Origin of the sequence: Methanolobus sp. ZRKC4 (genome assembly GCF_045291305.1) — an archaeon.
GTDB lineage: Archaea > Halobacteriota > Methanosarcinia > Methanosarcinales > Methanosarcinaceae > Methanolobus.
Map to the genome: position 1 here is coordinate 846,345 of NZ_CP146983.1, position 20,895 is coordinate 867,239.

The following is a 20,895-nucleotide window of genomic DNA, read 5'->3' on the forward strand; positions in this document are numbered from 1 at the left end:
TCTTCCTTCAAAATCAAATGCGCACTTAGATTATATTATAATTAAGCATTAGTGCCAGCAGTATAAGGATCACACCTGTTATGAGGCGTATCTCTACGCGCTTTTTTTCCCTGATCTCATTGACCTTTTTTGGATCAAGGCCAAATGCAAGAAGAGCTCCAAGAATCAATATTGGTAAAATGACGCCCAGATTATAGAGTGCCATATACAGTGTGCCTTCCATGATGTCGTCACCTGATATAAGCATCTCAAGGATCATCAGGTAGACCGCACCTACGCAGGGAGCTTTTACCAGTGAAAAGAGTCCTCCTCCTACAAACGATATTAACAAAATATTCCTGCCTTCTGCCTTACTCATGAGTTCCACGAACGAGCGAGGTGTTTTAAATGATGATTTAGAGTACTTTTTTATGTAGTATGCATCGTAAAGATGCCACAATCCAAGGAAAGTTACCAGCAGGACCATCAAAGTTGTGATGAATTCCCTTATCCATGGGAAATAACTGATGGTGTTCATGATTCCAAAACCAACAACCATATAGGTCACAAATATGCCGGAACAGAAACCTGTGACAAGAACAAGCATGTCTTTGCGTGAACCGCCTGATGAGACTATGGCCGATGCCAGGAAAGCCATTACTGCAATAAGACATGGATTGAATCCTGCAAGCAGGCCTGCGACGAATATGACAAGAGGCGTTTGTGTATCTGTGTTCCAGCCTGCTGAATAGTTTGAAAGGTCCGGGCTTGTAATGTCTGAAATTGGTGGCGCTGTTTCAATGCCTTCTAAAAGCAGTGTTTCAAGTAGAGTAATGTCACCTTTATATTCTTCATAATTTATGACAATGCTTTTGTTAATGACAACAGCAGGAACTGTACTTACTCCGTATTGCTTTGCCAGGCTGAAAAAAGCTGTTATCTCATATTCAGAGAAATTTATGTTGGGATTTTGGGAAATTACTTTTTCAATTACAGGTGAAGCCTGTTCACACTTAAGACATCCGCTCTCATAAAAGTATTCTACTGATGTATCCGCTGCCTGGGATATTCCTGCCGTAAACACTAACAATATCACTAAAATTAAGACAGTTCTGCCAATTGGTCTTTTAGTGACAGGAGGTCGAAGAACAGGTTTTTTTATCATATTCACTTTCCAGGACGGATTTAGTGCTAACTTCCAGAAGCTCACCGTTGCTAGCGGAAACATATCCCTCTATCACATAGAGGTCCTTTATAGTTGAACATGCACAACTACGTTCCATTATCTCGACCTTCCAGACCCTGCCTTCCAGGGCAGTGTAATCTGGGGCATTCTCAATAAGCGAAGTAGATGTGACTCTCCAGTCCTCTACCTCGAAATTCGATGAATAGTATGCAGCTGCATCAGGGTCATTCATCACTATCTCTATTGCATGGGATGCATTTATTCCAGGGTCTTTGGTTCCTGGGCCAATTAAGATGTATGCGCCCACAATACCAGCACAGGCTATAACAGCCAGAGCTACGATAAATATGGGTTTATTTTTTTCCATATGTATTATTGTAATCGCATTTATGCTATAAATGTTGCTAAATAGAATGTACGATACATAAGTGATAATGGCTTTGCTATTTATAGCCAGGGGACAAATGTAGAATTATTAAATAAAGATACAATGCGTGATATCAGAGGATAACAGCCATGAAAACATTGCTTTTGCGGATATATCTTAGTGAAAATGACAAATATAAAGGAAAAACTGCGCACCATGCTGTCATAGAGTTCCTCAAAGAGAATGGAATCGCAGGTGCTACGGTCCATCACTGTATAGAGGGATATGGTATGCATCATAAGATACACACTGCAAGTGTTTTAAGGCTTGGGACCGATCTCCCGGTAATAGTACAGGCTGTGGACCTGGAAGAAAAAATAAGGGACCTTATTCCGAAACTCAAGGAACTACTGCCTACGGAACTTATGATCGTTCAGGACGTGGAAGTCGTTTCGGGAGAAGGTTTTAAAGACAATATTTAGATATATTGCTTATCTATAGAGCACCACTGTACTTCCCCTAACATCTATAAGGGTAGTCTTGGTTGCCTCTGCAAGTTTTTCTGCAGATGCTTTGATGTCCTCTCCTTCAGCACTGGTCTTTAGCATCTTTATCTTGATAAGACGATTTGCTTTCAGCTGTTTTTTTATCTCTTCCATAACAGAATCGGTAATTCCGTTCTTCCCGATATTGAGGATTGGTTTGATCTTTGTAGCCTCGGTTCTTAGTTGATATATTTTATCTTTTTCCATTATGATACACCTGATAAGTAGTTCGATATAAATGATTCAATTATAATATAGTATAAAAAGTATGTCCATTCACAGATAAACTTGGTAATATTCCGGGAAATATTCTATAAATCCTGGTATATTGAAAAAGAGTATTATGTTCTCTTAAGGGATATCTCCGTCCCATCAATACTGTACTCGAACCATGGGGTCGGTTTTGATGTCATTCCTACGACTCTCATTGCGTAAGAATCTCCTACTGCCTTGATCTCGATCATACCATCAAAAAGCTGCTTCAGTGTGGCTATGGTCTGCGTATCATGCATTCCGTCTTCTACAACATAGATTCCAAAACCATTGGCTGCCTTAACCCTTCCGGTAAACACATGGAGGAATCTGAAAACAGTCTGTATGTTAGAATACATGAGGATGGTAGACAGTGAATTGATGCATAAATGAATTTTCTTCTTCTGCTTTTTAACAAGCATTTCTTCAAAGAACTGGCTGATCTTGACTCCAATTCCTGTCAGGTCTACAGGACTTGATGTCCTCTTGATCTTATCGGTGTCTGCTGCACTCAAACCAAGTGTTTTGGTTACACAATCAACGATACCCATGTCAGCATTTGGAATATCCATTCCATTATCTTCAAACCAGCCAAGTACACGTTCTCCTGGTTCACGTGTTGATACTATTATGGCTGAATCATCTGGATCCTGGCTCTTAAAAATGATTACATCCAACAGTTCGTCTTTTCGGCTCATAGGTGGACCTATCATCATTAGATTGGTTCCTTCCCGGATGTTGCCAAGTATTTCATCCAGTTCCTTGATGCCTAAAGAGTAGCCGGACATGTTACCCTCTTCATTGGGATTGTATATAGGATTTGCCCTTTAATGCCGTTCCTGTTTTCCATTAAAGTGCTATTAATAATATCTGATTCTATCCTATATATAAATTTTAACATATATAAATGTGCCTTTCACACACCCTGCTAAATTTTAATATGGCTATAAACCTTTTTTTCTTACTGGCGGGCATGTTTAATGACATGGCCGGTTTCAGGAAGAATTATTTCACTCAATGCCAGTTCAACTGCTGCTGGAGAGCCTGGTATGCAGAAGAGTACTTTTCCTTTCAAAATTCCTGCTGATGCTCGTGTCAGAATAATGGAGCTTCCAATTTGTTCTATACTTTTGTATCTGAATAGTTCTCCAAATCCTGGCATTTCTTTCTCAAACAGCGGAACAAGTGATTCTATGGTTATGTCTTTTGAAGCCAGGCCGGTGCCACCACTTGTTATTATGATATCGGCATTTGAGTCAAGGGCATGATTGACAGATTCTATAATCATAGAAGGATTATCGGAAACAAGCTCGTAGTTTGAGATACTATGCCCTTTAGAAAGAACAAGTTCCATCATCTTTTTTCCAGAAAGATCTTCTGCATCATCCGGGGATATGACGTTGCCATATTTCTCATACCTTGAAGTTGAGATCGTGATCAAGTAAAATGAGTATGAATTATCAGCATCTCTCTTGTGTTCTCTTGTTGTCGGGCTACTCATACAAAGTGTTTATACCTTAATAAGTATAAGAATGGCTCGATATGCATGAAAATACTTGCAATTGATGTTGGCACAGGTACCCAGGATATACTTCTGCACGATACGGAGAAAGAAGTCGAAAACAGTCTTGTGATGGTTATGCCATCTCCCACTGTTATTATTGGTGAAAGGATAAAAAAGGCAACCGAAAAAGGTCAGGATATCTTCCTCAAAGGGGATGTCATGGGTGGTGGGCCTTCTGTAAAGGCTATCCGCGGCCATATTGAAAGGGGCTATAAAGTGTATGCCACTGAAAATGCAGCCCTGACAATAAAGGACGACCTTGAAAAAGTAAGGTCAATGGGTATCGACATAGTAAATGATAGTGATGCTATACCCAAAGGTCTGGAAGAGATTATTCTACAGGATATAGACCTTAATTCAATTGAAAATGCATTGGGTAGCTTTGGAGTGTCTATGCCTGATAAGATCGCTGTGGCGGTACAGGATCATGGTAATTCACCTGGCATCAGCAATCGTGTTTATAGATTCAGGATATTCGAGAGGCTTATTGATGAGGGTGGGGAGTTCAGTCAATTTGCTTACGGGGGAGATACTGTTCCTGAAGAATTCACCCGTATGGCCTCAGTAGCACGCACACTTGGTAAAAAGGATGTTGTTATAATGGATACAGGCCCTGCAGCGATATTTGGTTCACTTCTTGATCCAAAGGCTATACAGCCTGCCCTTGTGGTGAACATAGGCAACGGTCACACTCTTGCAGCGATAGTAAAAGATGACAGGGTGTTAGCTCTGTTTGAACATCATACCTCTGCTCTTGACGGGAATAAGTTGCAACAACATATCATTGATTTTTCATGCGGAACACTTGGGTTTCAGGATGTTTTCGATGAAGGTGGACATGGGTGCTACATAAAGGAAATTCTGGGTCCCGATGCGATAAAATCTGTGATGATCACAGGTCCCAGACGCAACATCCTGCAGAACATGGATGATGAAGACAAAGATGAGACTCTCTGGGGCAAACTTCATTTTGCTGCACCTTTTGGGAATATGATGCTCTCTGGTTGCTATGGGCTACTGATGCCTCAACTGGAGTAGTATGGCAAAATCAGCGATAAGGCTTATAAACTCCAAGGTAGTATGAGGACAGCCATCGAGATTAATCTATTATGTTGGTGGGCAACATCAACAAATACAAATATATACATATCAATTAAGGTACAAAAAAATCAGCAGTACTATTTATAGTATCATGGTTTATTGCAATAATCATTCAAGGAGACTTAAATTCATGGTAAGAAAACCAGCAAGTATGTACAGGAACGTAAGACAACGTTCATACACAAGAAGAAAATACATGGGTGGTGTACCCGGAAGCCACGTAATTCACTACGATATGGGTAACAAGAGTGCCGAGTTTCCGGTAAAGGTCACGCTCATAGCAAAAGAGAGATGCCAACTCACTCACAAGTCACTTGAAGCTGCACGTATCACTTCAAACCGTGCAATGACAAATGCTGCAGGACGATCAGGGTACCACATAAAACTCAGAGTATACCCCCATGAGGTATTGAGAGAGAACAAACAGGCAACCGGAGCGGGTGCTGACCGTGTGTCAAGTGGTATGCGCGGAGCATTCGGTAAGAATGTAGGCACAGCAGCCAGGGTTTCAGCAGGCCAGAAAATCTTCACAATTTCTGTCAACAAAGAGAACTTTGCAACTGCAAAGGACGCTCTCAGAAAGGCAGGTCAGAAACTGCCAACACCTGTGAGGATAACTGTAGACCAGGGACTTGAACTTGTACAGTAAAAGTGGTGAACCCATTTCGGGAGGAATTAAATGAAAGATTACGAAGCGCTTTTGGACCGTGCAATAGCGAATTTACCTGACAAGGAGACTACGGATGCCCGTTTCGTGATCCCCGAACCAAAGATAATGGTTGAAGGTAAGACCACGATCCTGGACAACTTAAGCAATATAGCTGATGTATTGAACAGGGACCCTGACCACCTGATGAAATTCCTGACCCGTGAAATGGGTACGGCAGGTAAGATAGATGGTAGCAGGGCTATATTTCAGGGACGTTTCTCAAAGGACCAGATTAAGTCTAACATAGAAGCCTATGTTGAAGAGTTTGTCATGTGTTCCGAGTGTTCAAGGCCGGATACCCAGTTGACAAAGATGGACAGGGTACTTGTGTTGAAGTGTGCTGCCTGTGGAGCTCACAGACCGGTAAAGAAGAGACGTGCAACCGCACCTGTCAAACAGGATTCAATTGAGGAAGGTAAGGAGTATGAGGTACACATTGATGCCGTCGGTTCCAAGGGTGATGGTATTGCCAAGGTGGATAGGTTCACCATCTTCGTACCAGGTGCTGCAAAGGGTGACACTCTCAAGATAAGGATCAAGAGAATCAGCGGAACCCTTGCATTTGCCGAAAAAGTATGATGCCTGATTAAGCAGGTATCAACTCTTTCTTTTTTAATCTTCAAGATATAGTTATATATTAATAGTGCTATAAATGTGATGGGTTACTTGAAAGTAATTCTCCGAGGAAACATATGGCACGAATAGCAACAGGGATTCCCGGATTTGACGAACTTATAGAAGGAGGCTTCATAGAAAATGATGTAATCCTTCTGATTGGCGGACCTGGTGCGGGTAAATCTACTTTTGGAGCACAATATCTATATGAGGGAATTACCAGCTATGATGAGCCTGGGGTCTATATCACCTTTGAGGAAACACCTGCCCGTATCATGCGTAATATGTGGAGGCACGGCTGGGATCTTGAGAGACTTATCAAGGAAGACAAGCTCCGGATAATCCGGGCTGATCCTATCGCCTATGATCGCTACATAAAAAAGACAATGGAGCCAGATAATCAAGGCGACCATGAAAATGCAACATTGGAAACCGTACTGAAACAGATTTACTCAAGCGTCATGGAAATTGATGCAAAACGTCTTTTTATTGATTCCATGACCTCACTGAAGATATCGCCTGATCCGGTTAATGTGAGGTATATCATTCTTGAATTCATCAAGAATATTGAAAATTTTGATTGTACTACCCTGATTACGAGTGAAATGCACAGGGAAACTGATCACTTCACTGTTGAGGAGTATCTTGCCGAAGGAGTTATTTGCCTTAAGGTATTCAGGATTGGCGGAGAAAGGATCAGAGCTATCGACATACTGAAGATGCGAGGCACCAAACACGATGAAGTACTCCGCCCGTATGTGATGAGTGATCATGGAATATTCGTTTACCCATCCCAGTCTGTTATAGGCAAGGAAGCAGATGTTTTCTCCCTTGAAAGATGTTCGATCTTAGGGGAAGAATAGTAAATGAAAACCGATTCGAAAAATTCAGATAACAAAGATATTGTATTGGTTTCAATACCCGGACTTTCAATCAAAATGGATAAAAAAGCTGATTTTGTTCAGCTTAAGGCGCATGGACCTTTGCGCAAGGCCTGTGACCCTTTTTTGAAAAAGATCAATGAGAGGCTAAAGGAAGAAAAACCTGCTTTTGTTGATGACGATAAAGTGATAGCTTCCACATGGCTGCCGCCCATTCCCAGTAAAGCTTTCAAGAGACTTCTTATGGCTGAGACCCAGATAACCCTGGGCAGATATATTCCCGAAACCGTTTCTTTTGAGATCACGCGCAACTGCAAATGCGACTGTGAACATTGTGTTGTAAGTGGCGGCGAAGGTGATCTTGATATCGATACCATGAAGCATGCTATCGATGACGTGCTTGATATGGGCGCAATGGTCATCGTATTCACAGAAGGTGATCCCATGCTGCGTGAGGATATCTATGAACTCATCGACTACGTGGACAAGGAACGTGCTATAGTTAACATGTATACTCCCGGCACGGAAATGACTCCGGAGACTGCACAGCGTCTGAAGGAGGCTGGTCTCCATAACCTGTTGGTGAGTATATATTCGACTGAACCAGCAAAGCACGATGCCGTACGTCGTCTTGACGGTGCGTTCGAGATGGCTACAAATGCCATGAAAATGGGACTTGAGGCTGGTCTTCTTGTAACTATGGCTACACACGTTTCTCCTAAAAATATAGGGGAACTGCCTGCAATGTACGAACTTGCGAAGGAAATCGGAGTACATGAGTTCTCCCTCTGGGAATCCGTGCCCAAGAAGAGAGGGGACGCTATAATCACTGAGGCTGACAGGAGAATCGTACTTGATATGTATCACCGCACCAACTCTACTAAAGGAGGACCAAGGATTTTCTCTAACTCTTATTTCGAAGGAGAAATGCTGGGCTGCATGGCCGGGCAGCGGTGGTTGCATGTATGTGTGGACGGTGCGGTCAAACCCTGCCCATACATCCCGTTCAGTTATGGAAACATACAGGAGCGTTCCATGAAAGATATCTGGGGTAAGATTCGCAAGGATAAGACATTCAGGGGACAACGTAGTACATGCCTGATGCAGGAAACCGAGTATCTAAAGCTTGTTGACAGGATACCGGAAGGTGCCTCGAAACCTTATGATATCGAAAAGATAGAATCCTGATATTCTTCATCTACTTTTTTTCACTTGTTGGAAATCATTTGTATCAAGACTTTCCAGCAGTTTTTTGTTTTGCCAGTAATACCCAAGCATGATTACAGTCATTATGAATGCCATGTAATGGATATTTGAGAAAACATCAGGCCATATATGGTTGAACACAATGATCAGAAGGATACCAAGGAACCACATAAGGATAGAGTTGATAAGTGAAGCTTTTGAGGGGTCGTATTTCCTGTTCAGATGGTAGATCAGCTCCCATCCTGTTAAAAGACCGGTTAGTTTTGACGGCTTTGCGCTCTGGGAATTTTCCATAAGCCGCATCATCTTTTTTTTATTAATACTGTATGATTTTCTATAATTAGCAACTGAAAAGATCATAGTGAGCAGCAAAGCGGCATAACCATATTGCCAGGGGAGGATAAGGAACAATAACAACGAAAAAAACATCATAATACCTATAATTGCAGGCAGATAACTTTCCTTATACTTACGGGCTGAATACATATTGAATATGGTGATTGAAGCAAAGAACAATGCTCCAATATGAAAAATAGTAATGTCCATTATTGAATCCTCATGTAACTCCACCACCAATGACTAAAATTGAATGGTAACAGTTGGTTCGGACAGCATAAAATATTTATGTCATATTCAATTAAAATTAAAATGTGGCTGTCAAAATTAATCTTATCTTTGGTGACACTTGTAGAAAAATCAAAAAACGAATAGAATCTGCTGAACTGGCATGTAAGATTGTTCTAAATAAAAAAAGAAAGGAAGGATTGTACCATGAATCCTTCTTTTCAGGACGAGGTTATCTAACTATCAATAGCTTCGTTTGAACCCAGTTTGAACATCTTAATAGCGTCCTGTAGATCCTCAGCCAGGCTTGCAAGTTTCTGTGCCGATGTTGCAATCTCTTCCATAGAAGCAGTCTGCTGTTCGATAGCTGCAGATGTTTCCTGCGTTTCTGCTGCAGATTGCTGTGATATCGTAGAGACCTCTTCAACGGAAGTCGTGATCTCTTCAATAGATGCTGATTGTTCCTGTGCAGCCGCAGCAATATCCTCAGCCATTCTTGCAACCTTTCCTCCGCCTTCTACTATTCTCTTGACTGCAGCTACCGTTTCGTTCAGTGCAATTACACCTGTGCCTACAGAACTGACACTGCTCTCCACGGATTCAACAGCCTTGTGAGTACCTTCCTGTATTTCCCCAATGAGGTCTGATATCTGATGAGCAGCATCTCCTGAGTCTTCTGCAAGTTTTCTAACTTCATCGGCTACTACTGCAAACCCTCTTCCATGTTCTCCTGCCCGTGCAGCTTCGATAGCTGCATTAAGTGCAAGAAGGTTAGTCTAATCTGCAATGCCAGTGATTATGCTGACTATCTCACTAATTTTGGCTGATTTTTCATCCAGATTTCTAATAACTTCAGCTGAAGTCATTGATGATGTTTGTATCTCATCCATCTGTGAGATCAGGTTTTCCGACTGATTGCCGACATCCTGAATTAGATTGCTTGCAGTAGTTGCAGTCTCTGCTGCAAGTTGAGCATTTTCTGCTATACTCTGGGTATTATTGGTCATATCAGCCATAGCTAATGCAATCTCATCACTTTTGACAGATTGGCCCTGAGCACCTTCTGTGATTCTGTTGATCGCAGAGGATATCTGGCTGGCTGAGGCAGTTACCTCCTGTGAAGTGGCTGCCATTTCCTCGGCGGCAGAAGACACACTTATTGAACCATGCTGGACTTCTTCAACTAACTTTCCGAGATTTGATACCATTTTGCTCATGGAATTTGAAAGGATCCCTAACTCATCGGTTGAATCATTGTTTATCGTTACTGCAAGGTTGCCTTCAGATACACTGTTTGCAACGTCCACTACCTGACCCAGAGGTTTTGTTATGGATCTTGAAAATGTAAGACCAATCACTAAGCCCACAACCGCAAAGATCAACACAGCTGCAATCAGGCCATTTCTGATAGCATCCAGAGGCCCTGTGAATTCTTCTTTGTATGCTGTTGATGCAATATGCCAGTCAGTAGGTTCGTAGTAAGTATATGCTGAAACCTTTTCCCCGCCTTCCCATTCATATTCCACATACCCTTCTTTATTCAAGAGGATCTCCTGAATAAAGTCATTGTTGTATACGCTTTCGCCTTTACTGTTAGGGTGGATTAGCAAATTACCCTGTGAATCCATTACATAGAAGTATCCACTTTCACCTACTGTCAAGCCTAGTAGCTGCTCTTCCATTTCCTGCCAGAATGGGTCTTCATCAACACCTATACCAAGGATTCCTACTATATTCCCTGAATTATCCTTCATGGGCGCATAGGCTGACCTGTGCCATTCATTCACTACCCATGCTCTTCCATAATATACATCTCCATCCACGACTACGGTATCATATATTTTTTGTGATACTGCAGTTCCTGTGGCGCGGTTGCCGTCATCTTTTACATTGGTAGTGGAAACTCTTATGGCCTCTCCATCCATGACCTGGAAAATGGTGGCAGAATCTCCAAGCATGGAATTGATGTTGTCTACTACTTCATGGTTTCCATTTACAACATAATCCTCACCAAAGACTAATTGCCCATCTATTATCGATGGAGTACCTTTTGTTTCCATTAGCATCTGAGCAGCTTTGAGGTCATCATTGACTTTGTTCTGGGCGCTCTCGAAGGTACTCACAATATAAGTTTTTTCAATAACTAGTTGTTTTTCCAGATTTTCTTGTATCTCCCCGTTGATTGCTTGCTCTGCCTGTTGATATGCATATGCACCCATTAATACAACAGGTATAATAGAAAATATAAGTGCAAAAGTGATGAGTTTTCTTTTAAGGCTGATATTATTCAAAATATTCATCTTATATTCCTCATTTTCATATAAATGTTCGATTTTTTGGCTAACGTGAACTGCGCAAAATGCACAGGGTGTATAATATGAACTGTGCAAAATGCACAGGACGTTTAATATTATATATACAGTATATATAAATTTATTTATTATGTAATGGTTGCAATTTAATGACCGCCCAATGATGGCTACGGAAAGACTGTTTTTAGGGTGGAACGATAACTGCAGATTACTTTGAATTGCACAATAAAGATGAATCACTCAAAGGAGCAGAAGTTCCCGACAAGAACCTTTACATATCACCAGGTGTTTTTACTAACAATTTCATTGACAGAAAAAATGATATGTTCTATTCCGAACATCTGATCATACAAGAGGCTCTATATGAATATGAAGATCAACCCATGGAGTGCACTGAATATTGACGATTATTCCAAACTATTCGAGGAATTCGGCATTCTTCCTTTTGATCAACTGCTTCCTGAGATAGCAGATCCCCATAGATACATGCGTAGGAAGATCATCTTTGGCCATAGGGGATACGATCTCATAACAGATGCAATGAACAACGGCAAGCCATTTTCGGTAATGAGCGGTTTCATGCCTTCCGGAAAGGTACATCTGGGCCATAAAATGGTGATGGAAGAAATAATATGGCATCAGCAACAGGGAGCTGACGCATTTGCGGGCATCGCCGACAGGGAAGCACATTCAGTAAGGGGCATGTCCTGGGAAAAGTGCAAGGATATCGGTGTCAATGAGTACATAGTAAGCCTCATTGCACTTGGTTTTGAACCACAGGGACATATATACTTCCAGTCGGACTCGGAGCAGGTCAAGGACCTCGCATTCGAGCTGGGTTCAAAGGCCAACTTCTCGGAATTGAGTGCTATTTATGGTTTTACGGGTGAGACAAGTGTCTCCCATATGCTCAGTGCAGTCACCCAGAGTGCGGACATACTGCATCCCCAACTTGAGGACTTTGGCGGTCCCAAGCCTACAGTAATTCCCGTAGGTGCGGATCAGGACCCCCATATCCGCTTAACACGCGGACTTGGTCATAAGATGAACATGTTCAAGATCGAGGGGCGTGAAGATAAGAATGGCAGGAGTTATTTCAGCATACGGGGCAAGGCAGCACCTGAAGAAGCACTGAAAGAGCTGGGAGATCGCATACCCGGCAGAACAAAGATGTTCGAAGCTCATGTTGATGTGTTCGATCTTGATAACTTCGAGGAACTTCTGAGAATTGTCAGGGAGGTCGAACTTGAGTTTGGAGGATATGCATTTGTACCTCCGTCTTCAACTTATCATCGTTTCATGTCCGGGCTGCAGGGCGGGAAAATGTCAAGCAGTGTTCCTGACAGTTATATATCACTTACCGAGGATCCCAAGGGAGCTGCCAAAAAGGTCAAGCGGGCAAAGACCGGCGGCAGAATGACACTTGAGGAGCAGAAGAAGCTGGGCGGTGAACCTGACAAATGTTCTGTCTACGAACTGCTACTATTCAATCTCATTGAAGATGACCAGGAGCTTGCGCAGATATACAATGAATGCGTTAGCGGAGAGAAAGTTTGCGGAAACTGCAAGGCTCTTGCAGCAGAAAAGATGGAAAAGTTCCTGAAAGAGCATCAGGAACTGCGTGAAGTCGCAAAAGACAGGCTTGATGAATATGGATTATAAGATTATCAAGGTGTAATGTATGGTTTCGGATTATAATCTCACACCCAATGAGAAGAATGTGCTGATAGCACTGGAAAATCTAAACGATGCAAGCCCCAGCGAGCTGGCTGAAAAATCAGAGATGAAAATGGAAACTGCAATGCAGGCTGCTTTTTTGCTTGAAGAAAAAGGACTTGCACAGGTAGAGGAGACAATAACAGAGATCTTCGAACTGACCGGGGAAGGAAAGAAATATGCGGAGGAAGGACTTCCCGAGAGGCAGATAATCGATACACTCTCAGAACCCATGGCTATGGATGGACTGAAGGAGAAATTCTCTCCTGCAGTAGTAGGTATAGCTACTGGCTGGCTGCGTCGTAAAGGATGGGCAAATATCGAAAAAGGAATGGTCATACCCACAGGGAATGCAGTAGTTGGGGATGATGAGGAGGTTCTGGCTATATTTGCTGGCGAGGAGAAGACGTTCGATGAGCTGGGCGCTGATAAGAATATCGTCAACGATCTGATAAAACGCAAACTTGTGGTAAAGAGCGAGAATAAACAAAGGAAGCTGATTATCACTCCCGATGGTGAGGAAATCGTTGCAGCAGGTATTGTTATCGAGGAAGAAGTTGCCCAGATTACATCAGAGATGCTCAAGAGCGGCCAGTGGAAGAATATGAAGTTCAGATCATATAATATCCAGACTCCTCCCCGGCAGATATACGGGTCCAAGATTCACCCTTACCAGCGTCTGATTGACCAGATGAGACGTATCTTCCTTGATATGGGCTTCACTGAAATTAAAGGTGAGATCGTGCAGAGTTCATTCTGGAACTTCGATTCCCTGTTCCAGCCACAGGATCATCCTGCAAGAGAGATGCAGGACACATTTCACTTAGACAGCACTTCCGAGCTTCCTCTGGATTACAAGGACAATGTCTGTGCAATGCATGAGCATGGAGGAGATACTACCTCCACAGGATGGGGTGGAAAATGGAGTGAGGAGATTGCCTGTAAGAATGTGCTGAGGACTCACACAACGGCACTAACGATAAAATACCTTGCAGACAATCCGGAGCCTCCTGTAAAGGCCTTCTCCATCGACAGAGCCTATCGCCGCGAGACAATTGATCCTACTCACACTCCCGAGTTCGAACAACTGGAAGGAGTTGTCATGGATAAGGACATGTCCTTTGCGAACCTGTTGGGATGTCTGAAGGAGTTCTATCACAGGATGGGATTCGAAGACGTGCGTTTCAGGCCCGGATATTTCCCCTATACCGAACCAAGTGTAGAGCCCGAGGTATATGTGGATGGCCTGGGTTGGGTTGAACTTGGAGGTGCAGGAGTATTCAGGAAAGAAGTCACGGAACCTCTGGGAATCAAGTATCCGGTACTTGCATGGGGACTTGGTGTAAGTCGCCTGGCAATGCTCAAACTAGGTCTTAAAGACCTGCGTCTGTTGTACCAATCAGATATTGACTGGCTCCGCAAGAGTCCTGTGTGTCAGCTCTGATTTGTTTTTTCTAAGTCCCTGTCACAATTTTTGCAAGCAGGGACTTCTTTACTGTTACTGCATCTTCCGGACACAATTCACGGCAACAGTAACAAAGGATGCATTTTTCTTTGTTGACCACAAGGTGATCATCAACTTCTTCTATTGCATGAGCTGAACAGTTCATGGCACATGCACCGCAAAGAACACACCTTGAAGTATTGATCTTCGGTCTCATTTCAAAGTACCTGCCAAACATACGAGTGACGACAGGTGGAAAACTGGAGGTAATACCTCCGGATGAAGGTTTATACCTCATCTTCACTTCATCCAGTGAAGTGCCAACTATAACCGGGTCATTTGATCCAAACCCTCTTTCAATTGCAGCACTTGTAGTGGGAATTCGCATTGGATCAAAACCAATGAGTTCCGAAGCAACTACATCAAGTGAAACACAATCATAGGATGCCATTATCACACCTGTCTTCACCGGAGTGCCATGAGAGGGACCATTGCCTTCCATGCCTACCACAGCATCCATGACTGCTAGATGAGGTTTTACAACTGAGTACAGGTCGATAACAGCTTCACCAAATATTCTTCTGTCAGCCAGCAGATGCATTTCCTTTTGGGTTCTAAGGGGTAATGCCCCAAACATATTCTTGACGGCGCCTGTGTAGTAGGTCAGTTCGTGAGTTTTCATTTTTGGAAGCGATATGATCACATCTGCATCCATAACTGCCCTAGACATGTGTAACTTTGGAAAATGCATTGCTTCAGGGACATTAATTTCCACATACCCTGCTGTCTGAAAATTAATGAGTTCAACATTATGGGTCTTTGCGACTTCCTCGATTCCTGACATTTTGAATGCATCAGCCGTTGCTCCCGGATGGGTCATTCCAGAACCATCACCTATGACAGGTGTACCTCCAGCTTCCTGCACAAGTTCACACATAACAGCAACTACGGAAGGATGGGTTGTTACGGCATCCTCCGGTTTATGGGCAGCAAGGACATTTGGTTTGAGAAGCACACGATCACCTGCTGAAACCACAGACTTAAGTCCGCCTATCAGATTGAGCGCCTCTTTGATGCACTCTTTAGACTTAGAATAATCATCACATTTTACAATGGAAACTTTGTTACCCATGCCTGTATGTAGGAATTGTAGGTAAAAATACGTATTGAATATTTGTTCTCAGGTGCTTTGTCTTTTATATTGATAATTTAACAAAATAATTTCATTAGCAGTATAATAATAATGACATGCAAAGTAATTTAGGAAAGTATATGAATTAAGAAAGACATAGTTACTGTTACCGAGTGCACAGTTTAAAATTATATATGTGGAAGGTGGTTAACAATGAAAAGAATATTAATAATAATGCTCGCGGCAATGGTGGCACTGATGCTGGCAAGTGCTGCAGAAGCACCAATAGTAGTTGAAAATGATGGTGATGATTGCCAGTGCGGTACTGCTGTAATCAAGCTAAATGAGTGGGGCGATACTATCGAGAAGGGTGAGAGCGTAGTTGGAACCTACACAGATGGTCCAATTACCATAATAATTACAGAAGGCGACGGGCATAATCTTACATGGTCGTCTAATATACCAGTTTGTGAAGTAGTGACAAAACCAGGTACTGCACTAAATAGATACCCAGGAGGTATGGGTGGAACTATCAATGATCCAGATAGCCGCTTTATCAGCCATCTTTCATTCTGCTATACTCCAGGCAATGAGATCCCAGAATTCTCAACTATTGCACTTCCAATAGCTGCAATACTTGGTCTGGCATTCTTCTTCCAGCGCAGAAAGGAGTAATCTTACTCCTTTAACTTTTCTATTTTAAAACAACCTTATTCCATTGCTTCTTCTACACTTTTTCTGATGATGTAACCTGCTTCATGCAGGATAGTATCACCAATCTGTACATCCTTTTCCATGCTTGCGGTGCATGGGTATGCGTGGTGAGCGCTCGAGATGGTTTCTTTATAGTCTTTCAGGTCAGACCATTTCAGTTTCTTGGCAACGAACCATGTTGCACCACATGGAGCATCCCTTATTACTCCTACGTGTGTGAAAAGTCCGTTCACAGGATCGGTTTCGATATGTAGCAATGGACGGCCAAATCCCATTTTTACGAATTCATCTATCACTGGCTTTCCTGAAATATCAAGTGAACAGAAGGGTTTTGGGCATTCGCATTCCACTTCCTGTGACTCAAGTTTGTTTTTTACCTGTTCGGTCAGGCCAGCAGGCACCAGGCGTGAATCATCTACTGGTATTATTACGCCTTTTGCACCTGTCATTTCTGCAATATCGGGAACCGTCATCAACAGGTCCGGGTGCAGGTCTATGGCAATAATAAGGTCTGATAGGGGCAAATTATCTGGGATATATTCTATGGGTTCTTCGACAAAATCAGGAAGGTCTGTACGTAATTCAAAAAGACCAACTATCAAAGGTGCAAAACTTGCCCTGGGTTCACGGCAGTGGTCACACAGGTCTCCGCATGAAACGCAAAAACTATCCGAGTTGACAAGGTTACCAACAACCTTTTTCCCAAACTCTCCGGAATAAAAAATGCTTAAACGCATGCAAAAGCGTATACATATGATACTTAATAAAGTTCCCTACTTATTTTTCTGAACTTTTCGTATGGACTATACCCATGAGATAAGCAGGTATGCATCCAATTGCCGTACATGTTTCAAGGGAAACGCCATGTGATGTAATATCAAGATGGTATCTGGCAAGGCTAAAAAGGTCTTTTGGTAGCCCTTTTCGTCCAAGTCCCACCAGTATCAGGAAAGACTTATTATGCATTATTTCGTCTGCAATGGCTTCTGTAGTAATGGAAAACTTCTTTTCCGGTTTTGAAGTTGTCACGACCACAGAACCTAATTGTGGTTGGAATCCTTTCTTTGGCAGGTCAAAAACGAATAGGTGCTTTTTTTCATGCAACATCCTCAGATATTTACCTGATTCTCCAATAGTGGTTTTGTCCGCAACATACTCCACCAGCTCATCAGGGGTCATCTTAAATGGAAAATCAAAAAGAGCAAGGGAAAATCCGAATGCATGACATATAGGTGCAGCCCTTGCTATTGCTCGATAATGAGCATCCAGTACTTTGATCTTATCATATGTATTAACGATTCCTAATGTCAGCAACGATATCACCTTTTATTAATTTCCAGACGCAACACAGATTGTTTACAGTTATTAAACCTGTTGCACTTCGAACAATCATCCCATAATTCTTTCTTTTCGGAATCATCAAGTCTGATAAAACCCACTTTTTCAAAAAAGACAGGTGAAGTAGTTCTCGTAAATAAAATGGTCCCCTCCTTCATATCAACAGTAAAGGAATCCATAAGTAGTCTACCAATTCCTTTTCCACGATAATCCGGATAAACGGCTATGGAGTGAAGCTCCTGGAAGTTTTCTGTTTCCAGACATGCTGCACCAATGATTTTGTTGTCTATAACAGCAACCCTGAGATTCTCCATTGGGATACTTCAATACCATGGAAACAAGTGGACATTAGTACTTCAATGTCCGCTCTGTCCTGTGGTTCTGCTTTTCTTATCGTGACTTCTGGAATCATAATACTTCATCCATGCTTCCGCTTCTGAATCCTTTCATGTCCAGGGTGACATAACTAAAACCGATTTTCTCTAAATAAAAAACAACATCTTTCCGTATTTGCAACAATAAATGCATTTCATCAGGATTAATTTCTATGCGTGCACTTCCCTGATGATCTCGAACCCTTAATTCCTGAAAACCCCTTTCGATGAGAAAATCCTCTGCCATTTCCACTCTTTTGATGGCTTCCTCTGTTAGTGCATCTCCATACGGAAAACGGGAGGCAAGACAGGGTGATGGATGTTTGCTTGCAACAGAAAGTCCTAGTTGTCTTGCAATCTGCCTGATTTCATCCTTATTCACATTAAATTCAATGAAAGGGGAGTATACCTTCTCTCCTGCTTCTTCAATTGCTCTTTTTCCCGGTCTGTATGAATTGGAATCCGAAGCATTACTTCCCTCGAGAATGACATTAAAATCCAGTTCATCTTTTACGGAATTTAATACTCCGAGAATCTCTTTTTTGCAATGATAACATCTATTTGGTCCATTTTCAGATACCAGTGGCACCTTCAATTCATTCAAATAAATGATCATGTGTTCAATACCTATTTCTTCAGCAACCATTTTAGCACATTCCAATTCCCTTTTTGGAAATGAGTGGTTTTTGATAGTTACCGCCACTGCATTTTTTCCCAGGGTTCTATAAGCTATGGCCGCAAGGACAGAACTGTCCACTCCACCGGAAAAGGCAATTAGGACACTCTCTTTTTTGGAGATGCCACTTTTCAATAATTCAAGTTTTCCATTCAGCATTTACTGGGAATATGTAGAATATCTTATAATAGCATATTCTCACAAAACATAAAATAGGATTTTGACATATACAGGCTATACTTTTAACAATGGTGATAATGGATGGCATTTTTCGGAACTAATGGTGTAAGGGGAATAGCGAACGAATATATAACTCCTCAACTGGCAATCGATGTTGCAAGAAGTCTGGGGACGTATATGGGGTCAAGTGGTACAGTTGCTATTGGCAGGGATACAAGAGCTTCAGGTGAAATGTTAAAATCAGCTGCAATTGCAGGTGCACTTTCAGCAGGTCTCACAGTTATCGATGTAGGTATATGCCCTACACCTTCTGTCCAGTACTATGTGAAGGACCATGCAGATGCGGGAATTGTTATAACTGCATCACACAACCCAAGGGAGTACAATGGAATTAAATTGATAGCTGCTGACGGAAGTGAACTTTCAAGAGAAGGGGAAAGTGAGATCGAAAAGATATATTATTCAAAAGAGTTCAGTGCGGCATCCTGGGAAAGGACTGGAGACCTGCGCCACGACAGCAATGCCAATGAGTATTACCTCAGGGGCATTATTAATTCCGTGGACCATGAGCTTATACGCGGGAAAAGGTTCAAAGTTGCTGTGGATACGGGCTGTGGCGCTGGATCAGTTACGCTCCCGTTCCTTCTCCAGAAACTTGGCTGTGAGGTCATAACCATCAATGGTCAGGTAGATGGAACATTTCCGTGGAGAAATCCCGAGCCGACCCCTGACGTGCTAACAGAGCTTGCGTACATCGTCAAAAAATCAGGTGCTAACATGGGAGTTGCGCAGGACGGGGATGCAGATCGTGCAGTGTTCTTTGACGAGAATGGAAATTTCATTGAGGAAGAAGTCTTGCTTGCGATGATGGCAAAGTATGTTCTTGAAAGGAAAAAAGGTCCTGTTGTCACTCCGGTCAGTTCATCATTACGTATGCTTGATGTTGCCAGGGAAGCAGGTGTGGAACTTACGTGGACAGCTGTAGGTTCTATCAATGTGGCACGCAAGATGATGGAGATTGGCGGGGTCTTTGGCGGGGAAGGCAACGGAGGGTTGATCTTCCCGGAACACCAGTATTGCCGTGACGGTGCTATGGCATGTGCCAAGTTTTTGGAGATTATCGCAAGCGGGCAGAAATTATCTGAACTTGCAAGTAGTGTACCGCTGTACTTTAACTCAAAGACCAAGGTCAGGGCAGAAAACCTTCAGAGTACCATGGAGAATGTCAAAAAGGAAGTCCTCTCAAAAGACAATGAAGTTGATACGACAGATGGTGTAAAAGTATGGTATGATGACGGGTGGGTACTTATCAGACCATCCGGAACCGAGCCAATAATCAGGATATTTGCAGAATCAAAAACAAAGGAAAGGGCAGATGCCCTGATGAACGAAGGTATTGAACTGGTAAACAGTTCTAAGTGATCAGGCCTTGCCTCTGGATTCTCCAAGAACGATTCCCGTTGCAATTAAGTGAGCCACTCTCAGTGGCTCAGGAATATTACTTCTTGTTGAAGAGAGTTGAACTATTCTGGCAGCCATTTTTATTCCTATTCCGCTACATTGTATGAAAACGGGATTAGATGTGTCCTTTGTGATAACTTCAATGATGCTGCCAGCTTTTTTAATAATTTCCATTCTTTTTTCACCTTCCGGCAGGTGAGTAAGGGCCGATTCCATTTTTTCAAGATTAGGAAGGTCTCGCATGAGTACTATTACTGGAATATTCGTTTCTTGATTCAGGTGAACGATATCCACAGGGTTAAAGCCTCCGTAGGTAACACCATCAAGCATTATTGCCCGAATTTGCGGGAAATGTTTGCTTTTACGTACCATTTCAATGATACGATTGGTTGCATCCATACCATCACGGATTATTTCTGAGCGTAGTACTCCATCAAGCCACATGCCACCACGGAAGAAGGCCCCAACTATTGTGATAGTATCCGCTATAAGTGCAGAGTCATCTATCCCCAATATACGAATCTCATCTTTTATGTGGAAACGCGCTTTCACAAAAAATATTATAAAAAAAGTAATAGA

At 42.3% G+C, this 20,895-nt stretch carries 23 protein-coding genes and 1 pseudogene; 10 read left to right on the forward strand and 14 right to left on the reverse strand.

Annotated features, from left to right (window positions below):
• Positions 1-25: 25 nt before the first annotated feature.
• The gene (locus tag V7O67_RS04470; protein ID WP_406671027.1) at positions 26-1,063 is read right to left on the reverse strand and encodes a cytochrome c biogenesis protein CcdA; all 1,038 of its coding nucleotides are present in this window, start codon (positions 1,061-1,063) and stop codon (positions 26-28) included.
• 43 nt (positions 1,064-1,106) lie between these two features.
• Positions 1,107-1,532, reverse strand: coding sequence for a hypothetical protein (locus tag V7O67_RS04475; RefSeq protein WP_342306012.1), 426 nt, complete (start codon positions 1,530-1,532; stop codon positions 1,107-1,109).
• 149 nt (positions 1,533-1,681) lie between these two features.
• On the opposite strand from V7O67_RS04475, the gene V7O67_RS04480 reads away from it, so the two are divergent.
• Positions 1,682-2,014, forward strand: a complete 333-nt coding sequence (locus V7O67_RS04480; protein WP_342306011.1) for a DUF190 domain-containing protein — start codon at positions 1,682-1,684, stop codon at positions 2,012-2,014.
• 9 nt (positions 2,015-2,023) lie between these two features.
• Here the strand turns inward: V7O67_RS04480 and V7O67_RS04485 are convergent, their stop codons facing one another.
• The 3 genes from V7O67_RS04485 to V7O67_RS04495 form a co-directional block, all read right to left on the reverse strand.
• Entirely contained in the window at positions 2,024-2,284 is a 261-nt protein-coding gene (locus V7O67_RS04485) for a YhbY family RNA-binding protein (protein WP_342306010.1), read from the reverse strand.
• 134 nt (positions 2,285-2,418) lie between these two features.
• A complete protein-coding gene (locus V7O67_RS04490; protein WP_342306009.1) occupies positions 2,419-3,117 on the reverse strand; it encodes a recombinase RecA in 699 nt (232 codons plus the stop codon).
• 173 nt (positions 3,118-3,290) lie between these two features.
• Complete coding sequence (locus V7O67_RS04495) at positions 3,291-3,830, reverse strand: molybdenum cofactor biosynthesis protein B (RefSeq protein WP_342306008.1); 540 nt, start codon at positions 3,828-3,830, stop codon at positions 3,291-3,293.
• 45 nt (positions 3,831-3,875) lie between these two features.
• On the opposite strand from V7O67_RS04495, the gene V7O67_RS04500 reads away from it, so the two are divergent.
• The 5 genes from V7O67_RS04500 to V7O67_RS04520 all read left to right on the forward strand — a co-directional run bounded on the left by V7O67_RS04500 (position 3,876) and on the right by V7O67_RS04520 (position 8,387).
• Entirely contained in the window at positions 3,876-4,931 is a 1,056-nt protein-coding gene (locus V7O67_RS04500) for a DUF1786 family protein (protein WP_342306007.1), read from the forward strand.
• Between the two features lie 193 nt (positions 4,932-5,124).
• Positions 5,125-5,643, forward strand: a complete 519-nt coding sequence (locus tag V7O67_RS04505; protein WP_406671030.1) for a 50S ribosomal protein L16 — start codon at positions 5,125-5,127, stop codon at positions 5,641-5,643.
• A gap of 30 nt (positions 5,644-5,673) precedes the next feature.
• The gene (locus V7O67_RS04510; RefSeq protein WP_406671032.1) at positions 5,674-6,282 is read left to right on the forward strand and encodes a translation initiation factor IF-2 subunit beta; all 609 of its coding nucleotides are present in this window, start codon (positions 5,674-5,676) and stop codon (positions 6,280-6,282) included.
• Positions 6,283-6,395: 113 nt separating this feature from the next.
• On the forward strand, positions 6,396-7,181 hold the full coding sequence (locus V7O67_RS04515; protein ID WP_406671033.1) for an RAD55 family ATPase: 786 nt from the start codon (positions 6,396-6,398) through the stop codon (positions 7,179-7,181).
• Between the two features lie 3 nt (positions 7,182-7,184).
• Entirely contained in the window at positions 7,185-8,387 is a 1,203-nt protein-coding gene (locus V7O67_RS04520) for a radical SAM protein (RefSeq protein WP_406671035.1), read from the forward strand.
• Positions 8,388-8,393: 6 nt separating this feature from the next.
• Here V7O67_RS04520 and V7O67_RS04525 read toward each other — a convergent pair whose 3' ends face one another.
• From V7O67_RS04525 to V7O67_RS04535, 3 genes and pseudogenes are all read right to left on the reverse strand, one after another.
• Complete coding sequence (locus V7O67_RS04525) at positions 8,394-8,951, reverse strand: hypothetical protein (protein WP_406656249.1); 558 nt, start codon at positions 8,949-8,951, stop codon at positions 8,394-8,396.
• 254 nt (positions 8,952-9,205) lie between these two features.
• Positions 9,206-9,733: pseudogene (locus tag V7O67_RS04530) on the reverse strand (methyl-accepting chemotaxis protein); the annotation flags it as partial.
• A gap of 12 nt (positions 9,734-9,745) precedes the next feature.
• Positions 9,746-11,260 (reverse strand): methyl-accepting chemotaxis protein, encoded by a 1,515-nt coding sequence (locus V7O67_RS04535; protein WP_406671037.1) that lies wholly within the window; start codon positions 11,258-11,260, stop codon positions 9,746-9,748.
• Positions 11,261-11,644: 384 nt separating this feature from the next.
• Between V7O67_RS04535 and V7O67_RS04540 the strand changes: the two genes are divergently transcribed.
• Both V7O67_RS04540 and V7O67_RS04545 read left to right on the forward strand, forming a co-directional pair.
• On the forward strand, positions 11,645-12,943 hold the full coding sequence (locus V7O67_RS04540; protein WP_406656250.1) for a tryptophan--tRNA ligase: 1,299 nt from the start codon (positions 11,645-11,647) through the stop codon (positions 12,941-12,943).
• A 19-nt stretch (positions 12,944-12,962) separates the two neighbouring features.
• Complete coding sequence (locus V7O67_RS04545; protein WP_406671039.1) at positions 12,963-14,441, forward strand: phenylalanine--tRNA ligase subunit alpha; 1,479 nt, start codon at positions 12,963-12,965, stop codon at positions 14,439-14,441.
• Positions 14,442-14,451: 10 nt separating this feature from the next.
• On the opposite strand, the gene V7O67_RS04550 is transcribed toward V7O67_RS04545, so the two are convergent.
• Positions 14,452-15,573 carry a DUF362 domain-containing protein gene (locus V7O67_RS04550; protein ID WP_406671040.1) on the reverse strand — a complete coding sequence of 374 codons (1,122 nt, stop codon included), beginning with the start codon at positions 15,571-15,573 and terminating at the stop codon, positions 14,452-14,454.
• Positions 15,574-15,786: 213 nt separating this feature from the next.
• Here V7O67_RS04550 and V7O67_RS04555 point away from each other — a divergent pair, with 213 nt between their 5' ends.
• Positions 15,787-16,248 (forward strand): PEF-CTERM sorting domain-containing protein, encoded by a 462-nt coding sequence (locus V7O67_RS04555; RefSeq protein WP_342305997.1) that lies wholly within the window; start codon positions 15,787-15,789, stop codon positions 16,246-16,248.
• Between the two features lie 35 nt (positions 16,249-16,283).
• Here V7O67_RS04555 and V7O67_RS04560 read toward each other — a convergent pair whose 3' ends face one another.
• The 4 genes from V7O67_RS04560 to larE all read right to left on the reverse strand — a co-directional run bounded on the left by V7O67_RS04560 (position 16,284) and on the right by larE (position 18,834).
• Positions 16,284-17,024 (reverse strand): DUF166 family protein, encoded by a 741-nt coding sequence (locus V7O67_RS04560; protein WP_342305996.1) that lies wholly within the window; start codon positions 17,022-17,024, stop codon positions 16,284-16,286.
• Positions 17,025-17,064: 40 nt separating this feature from the next.
• Complete coding sequence (locus tag V7O67_RS04565; RefSeq protein WP_342305995.1) at positions 17,065-17,601, reverse strand: DUF531 domain-containing protein; 537 nt, start codon at positions 17,599-17,601, stop codon at positions 17,065-17,067.
• Between the two features lie 5 nt (positions 17,602-17,606).
• Positions 17,607-17,939, reverse strand: coding sequence for a GNAT family N-acetyltransferase (locus tag V7O67_RS04570; RefSeq protein WP_342305994.1), 333 nt, complete (start codon positions 17,937-17,939; stop codon positions 17,607-17,609).
• A gap of 94 nt (positions 17,940-18,033) precedes the next feature.
• Positions 18,034-18,834 (reverse strand): ATP-dependent sacrificial sulfur transferase LarE, encoded by an 801-nt coding sequence (larE, locus tag V7O67_RS04575; protein ID WP_342305992.1) that lies wholly within the window; start codon positions 18,832-18,834, stop codon positions 18,034-18,036.
• A 102-nt stretch (positions 18,835-18,936) separates the two neighbouring features.
• Between larE and glmM the strand changes: the two genes are divergently transcribed.
• Positions 18,937-20,277: a phosphoglucosamine mutase gene (gene glmM / locus V7O67_RS04580; protein WP_342305991.1), complete on the forward strand. Its 1,341-nt coding sequence runs from the start codon at positions 18,937-18,939 to the stop codon at positions 20,275-20,277.
• On the opposite strand, the gene V7O67_RS04585 is transcribed toward glmM, so the two are convergent.
• A complete protein-coding gene (locus tag V7O67_RS04585; RefSeq protein WP_342305990.1) occupies positions 20,278-20,868 on the reverse strand; it encodes a DUF99 family protein in 591 nt (196 codons plus the stop codon).
• Positions 20,869-20,895: the final 27 nt, after the last annotated feature.

Bases quoted from the DNA above. Each gene is read 5' to 3' on its own strand.
- V7O67_RS04570 (WP_342305994.1), bottom strand. From the start codon at position 17,939: ATGGAGAATCTCAGGGTTGCTGTTATAGACAACAAAATCATTGGTGCA.
- V7O67_RS04525 (WP_406656249.1), bottom strand. From the start codon at position 8,951: ATGGACATTACTATTTTTCATATTGGAGCATTGTTCTTTGCTTCAATC.
- V7O67_RS04480 (WP_342306011.1), top strand. From the start codon at position 1,682: ATGAAAACATTGCTTTTGCGGATATATCTTAGTGAAAATGACAAATAT.
- V7O67_RS04510 (WP_406671032.1), top strand. From the start codon at position 5,674: ATGAAAGATTACGAAGCGCTTTTGGACCGTGCAATAGCGAATTTACCT.
- V7O67_RS04560 (WP_342305996.1), bottom strand. From the start codon at position 17,024: ATGCGTTTAAGCATTTTTTATTCCGGAGAGTTTGGGAAAAAGGTTGTT.
- V7O67_RS04495 (WP_342306008.1), bottom strand. From the start codon at position 3,830: ATGAGTAGCCCGACAACAAGAGAACACAAGAGAGATGCTGATAATTCA.
- V7O67_RS04490 (WP_342306009.1), bottom strand. From the start codon at position 3,117: ATGTCCGGCTACTCTTTAGGCATCAAGGAACTGGATGAAATACTTGGC.
- larE (WP_342305992.1), bottom strand. From the start codon at position 18,834: ATGCTGAATGGAAAACTTGAATTATTGAAAAGTGGCATCTCCAAAAAA.
- V7O67_RS04485 (WP_342306010.1), bottom strand. From the start codon at position 2,284: ATGGAAAAAGATAAAATATATCAACTAAGAACCGAGGCTACAAAGATC.
- V7O67_RS04500 (WP_342306007.1), top strand. From the start codon at position 3,876: ATGAAAATACTTGCAATTGATGTTGGCACAGGTACCCAGGATATACTT.
- V7O67_RS04550 (WP_406671040.1), bottom strand. From the start codon at position 15,573: ATGGGTAACAAAGTTTCCATTGTAAAATGTGATGATTATTCTAAGTCT.
- V7O67_RS04540 (WP_406656250.1), top strand. From the start codon at position 11,645: ATGAATATGAAGATCAACCCATGGAGTGCACTGAATATTGACGATTAT.
- V7O67_RS04475 (WP_342306012.1), bottom strand. From the start codon at position 1,532: ATGGAAAAAAATAAACCCATATTTATCGTAGCTCTGGCTGTTATAGCC.
- glmM (WP_342305991.1), top strand. From the start codon at position 18,937: ATGGCATTTTTCGGAACTAATGGTGTAAGGGGAATAGCGAACGAATAT.
- V7O67_RS04520 (WP_406671035.1), top strand. From the start codon at position 7,185: ATGAAAACCGATTCGAAAAATTCAGATAACAAAGATATTGTATTGGTT.
- V7O67_RS04515 (WP_406671033.1), top strand. From the start codon at position 6,396: ATGGCACGAATAGCAACAGGGATTCCCGGATTTGACGAACTTATAGAA.
- V7O67_RS04505 (WP_406671030.1), top strand. From the start codon at position 5,125: ATGGTAAGAAAACCAGCAAGTATGTACAGGAACGTAAGACAACGTTCA.
- V7O67_RS04545 (WP_406671039.1), top strand. From the start codon at position 12,963: ATGGTTTCGGATTATAATCTCACACCCAATGAGAAGAATGTGCTGATA.
- V7O67_RS04555 (WP_342305997.1), top strand. From the start codon at position 15,787: ATGAAAAGAATATTAATAATAATGCTCGCGGCAATGGTGGCACTGATG.